The 3,503-nt window shown below is 64.4% G+C and carries 4 protein-coding genes; all 4 read right to left on the reverse strand.

Annotated features, from left to right (window positions below; genetic code table 11):
• Positions 1 to 97 precede the first annotated feature (97 nt).
• Entirely contained in the window at positions 98 to 1,036 is a 939-nt protein-coding gene (locus tag QOJ24_RS07310) for a 1-phosphofructokinase family hexose kinase (protein ID WP_526260322.1), read from the reverse strand.
• Positions 1,033 to 1,911, reverse strand: coding sequence for a universal stress protein (locus QOJ24_RS07315; protein WP_526260323.1), 879 nt, complete (start codon positions 1,909 to 1,911; stop codon positions 1,033 to 1,035). The genes QOJ24_RS07310 and QOJ24_RS07315 overlap by 4 nt, the downstream gene beginning before the upstream one ends.
• Positions 1,896 to 2,912, reverse strand: a complete 1,017-nt coding sequence (locus tag QOJ24_RS07320) for an Acg family FMN-binding oxidoreductase (protein ID WP_526260324.1) — start codon at positions 2,910 to 2,912, stop codon at positions 1,896 to 1,898. Before QOJ24_RS07320 ends, QOJ24_RS07315 begins: the two co-directional genes overlap by 16 nt.
• Before the next feature lie 13 nt (positions 2,913 to 2,925).
• The coding region (locus QOJ24_RS07325) for a WS/DGAT domain-containing protein (protein WP_526260325.1) at positions 2,926 to 3,503 on the reverse strand (578 nt) is incomplete at its 5' end.

Raw genomic sequence — 3,503 nt, forward strand, 5'->3', positions numbered from 1 at the left:
TACAGATAGGGGCTCGGGCAATTGTTGTTGCCGCCGGCGCGGGAATCACGGCCGGTGCCGCGTTGTACCGAGAACCGCCTGTCACAAGAGGTTTCCGCTAGCCTATGACATCCTCTGGCTCTGGCGCGATTTCTAAGATCCGTTCCGCGTCCTCGCGGCGGCATGGCGCGGTGCCGGGGGTCATGAGCATGGCCGCCCCGGTAGCGATCCCAAACCGTACCGATTTGCTCAGCGACCATCCCCGTGTCACGCCGACCGTGATCGCCGCAACCATGGCGTCACCCGCACCGACGCCGCTCACCACATGCACCGCGGCCGCCGAGAAACGTTGGCTGCCGTGCCGAGTCGCCAGTAGCGCGCCCTTGGAACCGAGGGACACGACAACCGCCTCACTGATGCCTGCGTCGATGAGCTCGTGCGCGGCGGTCAACTGTTCTGATTCGGTGCCAAGTTCACGCCCGAAGCATTCCCATAGTTCTCGGACGCTGGGCTTCAGGATGAACACCCCGGACGTGATGTGTCGCAGGCCGCCGCCTGAGGTGTCCAAGACCAGCGGCACCGCAAGCTCTCGACAGATGTCGGAAACTCTTTGATAGAAAGCGGATGGAACGCCGGGCGGAAGGCTGCCACTGGCCACCACGATGTCGGCCTGCCGTGCCGCGTAACGCAGTTCGTCAAGGCACTTGGCTTGTTCGGCCGGCGTCAGACGAGGCCCAGGAAGGACGAACCGGTATTGCTGGCCGCTGCTCTCTTCGTCGACGGTGAAACTCTCCCGAGTCGGTAGGGAAATCGCCACGCGGCGATACGGAACGTCGGCATTGCCGACGAGCCCGGTCAGCAAATCGCCCGTCGGCCCGCCTACCGGAAACACTGCAGAAACGGACTCGCCGAGAACAGACACGACCCGGGCCACATTGATGCCGCCGCCGCCGGCATCGTAACGGGCCCCGCCGCAACGTATCTTGTTGGTCGGGTGGACCTGATCAGCGCTCGTAGTGATGTCGAGCGCCGGATTCATGGTCAGCGTGACGATCATGCGCGTACCACGAGTACGGGTACGTTGGCGGACTGCGCTACAACGTTGCTGACCGAACCCAGCCATGTGCTCGCGAATCCGCCACGCCCCCGACTGCCGACCACCACCAGCTGGGCGTGCTCAGACTCACGAGTGAGCCAGCGGGCCGGCTGATCGCAGACGAGGCGTCGCTGCACATCGACGTCGGGATACTGTTCCTGCCAGCCGGCAAGCCGCTCGCTCAGGACCTCATGTCCCTGGCTCTCGTACTCGCGCCAGTTCATGCCAAGAATCGGGAACACGGCCACGTCGCTCCATGCGTGAAAAGCCACCAGACCCACCCGGCGGCGGGAGGCCTCGTCAAATGCCAGCGCCGTCGCCGCTTCGGAGGCGGGCGACCCGTCGACGCCCAGCAGGACGGGGGCATCACTGTCCAAGGATTCAGGCTCCGGACGAATGACTGCGACCGGGCAGCTCGCGTGGTGCACCAGGCCGGTACTCACCGAACCCAGCAGGAGTCGCCCGAGCGCACCGGACCCGCGGCTACCGACGACGATCATCTGCTTGTCGTCGGATGCGCGCACCAATGTCGACACCACGCTCGAGTTCAGTGTCTCGGTGTGTACATCGGGGAGCAGTGACTCAGAGACAGTGGCCTCTAGCGTCTTGAGGGCTTGCTCGAGGACATGCCGTGCATTGTCCCGTTGCCATTCGACGATCGCGGCGTACACCGGCCCCGTCGGCCAGCTTGCCGCCACCGGCGGAACGACATGCGTCAAAGTCACGGCCACATGCCGCATCACCGCTTCATGGGTTGCCCAGCGGATCGCGGCATCGGACTCCGCCGAGCCGTCGACACCCACCAATATGCCGGATCTGGTCACGGTTGGGGACATCTGGCGCTCCTGCCTTCGTGAAGCCTCATCTGCATGACTGCGCTCAATGGGAGGCGCGGTGTCGGTGCGGGGATGTCCTCGGCCACCGGCGCGTTGCCCAACCGAACCAAGAGCTGCGGGAAGGCTCGGTTTCCAGTGAGCTCTTGGATGACCGCGCGGCTTTCCGGCAACTCGGTGATATGCGACAACGTGCAGGTGGCCAGTCCAGCCATGGTGCACTCGATCAGGACGCCGGAAAGCGCCTCGCCGCAGTGCAGCGCGTCGGCTCGGGTGTATTCGGGCGTCGACAACACGAGTACCTTCGCTTCGTCCGTGCGGATGTCTGGGCGGCGATCCCCGCATTGCGTGGCGGGGAATGTGCGGTTGAAGCCGACCCTTTCGCGCTCTGCATCAGATACCAGCGCACTGGGCGGCACACCTTGGTAGCCGCGAAAAGAGTCCGTCCACCAACGCATTTCGTCGTCGTAGTACTCGTCGCACCGCCTGACGGACTCCGTAAGCCCGGACGCCACTGCCAGTGCCGGCCGCGCGTCGTCTGGCAGTAGGTCGAGTGAGACCGTCACGTGGTCAACAGCGTTTCGCAGCCAGGGCTCAATCACCTCCCAGTGGGTGGGCGCATAAAAGGGGAGCCGATCGGTTCGTCGATTCAGTATCGCCTCGGCGCGGTCGCGCTCGACGGCGGTGACATGTTCAGCTGGGCTGAAGTCGAGCGAGGCGAGATGGTCGCGTTCGGCCGGGTTGGGAAAGGTGTCGGCGTTGGCTTTCCATCCTGCGGCGGCCATCGCGGTCCGGAAATGACCGAGGGCCGCACCGCAGCTGATCAACGCCTCGCGGCCCGATCTGTCGGCCGAGCGTAGGATTCGTTCGTGATCGACGAATAGGTCGACCACTTCCTCGCCCACGATCCACCGCCACGGCTGACTGTTGTGTAGCGACGGCGCTCTGCACGCCAACCGGATCGACTTGGCGACGATTTCGGTATCCGCAGTCGCGCGAGTCATGAACAGTCGCCTCTTAGGCCGGCGCGGGTAGCGCGACAAGATTAGCCACCGCTCGTTCGATACCGCGGGCGATGTCGTCGAGGTCGGGGGCGGTGTCGTAGTCGCCGGTGATGCCGAACACCAGCTTGTCGTCGTAGCTCACGATTGCGATTCCCGTCCGAAGCCCGAGGGCGATCGGTGGAATCGGGAACATGCGCAACACCTTTCGTCCCATTACGTACATCTTGTTTCGTGGGCCCGGTACGTTGGTCGCCACGGTGACGACGCCTCGTTGGGGCAACCGGGTCGCCGCGCGAATGGCCCACGCCGTTAACGGGAACGGAATGATGCTCGCCGCCGAGATCAGAAATTGTCCCGCCTGTCGCTGTCCGCTGCCTTTTGCCCGCGTCAGTCGGCTGTGCACCGTTCGCAGTTGGTCCGCGGGGTCTGACTCCTCGACTGGGAGGTACGGCAACATGAGTGACACCCGGTTGTCGACCTTGCCGATGTCACCGTTGGCGCGCACCGACACGGGAACCAGCGTGCGCAGCGAATCACGTCGTGGTTTCTCGCCACGGCCGATCAGCAGGTTGCGAAAGGCATCGGTGATTG

Source organism: Mycobacterium sp., assembly GCF_032159775.1.
In the GTDB taxonomy this organism is placed as follows: Bacteria; Actinomycetota; Actinomycetes; order Mycobacteriales; family Mycobacteriaceae; genus Mycobacterium.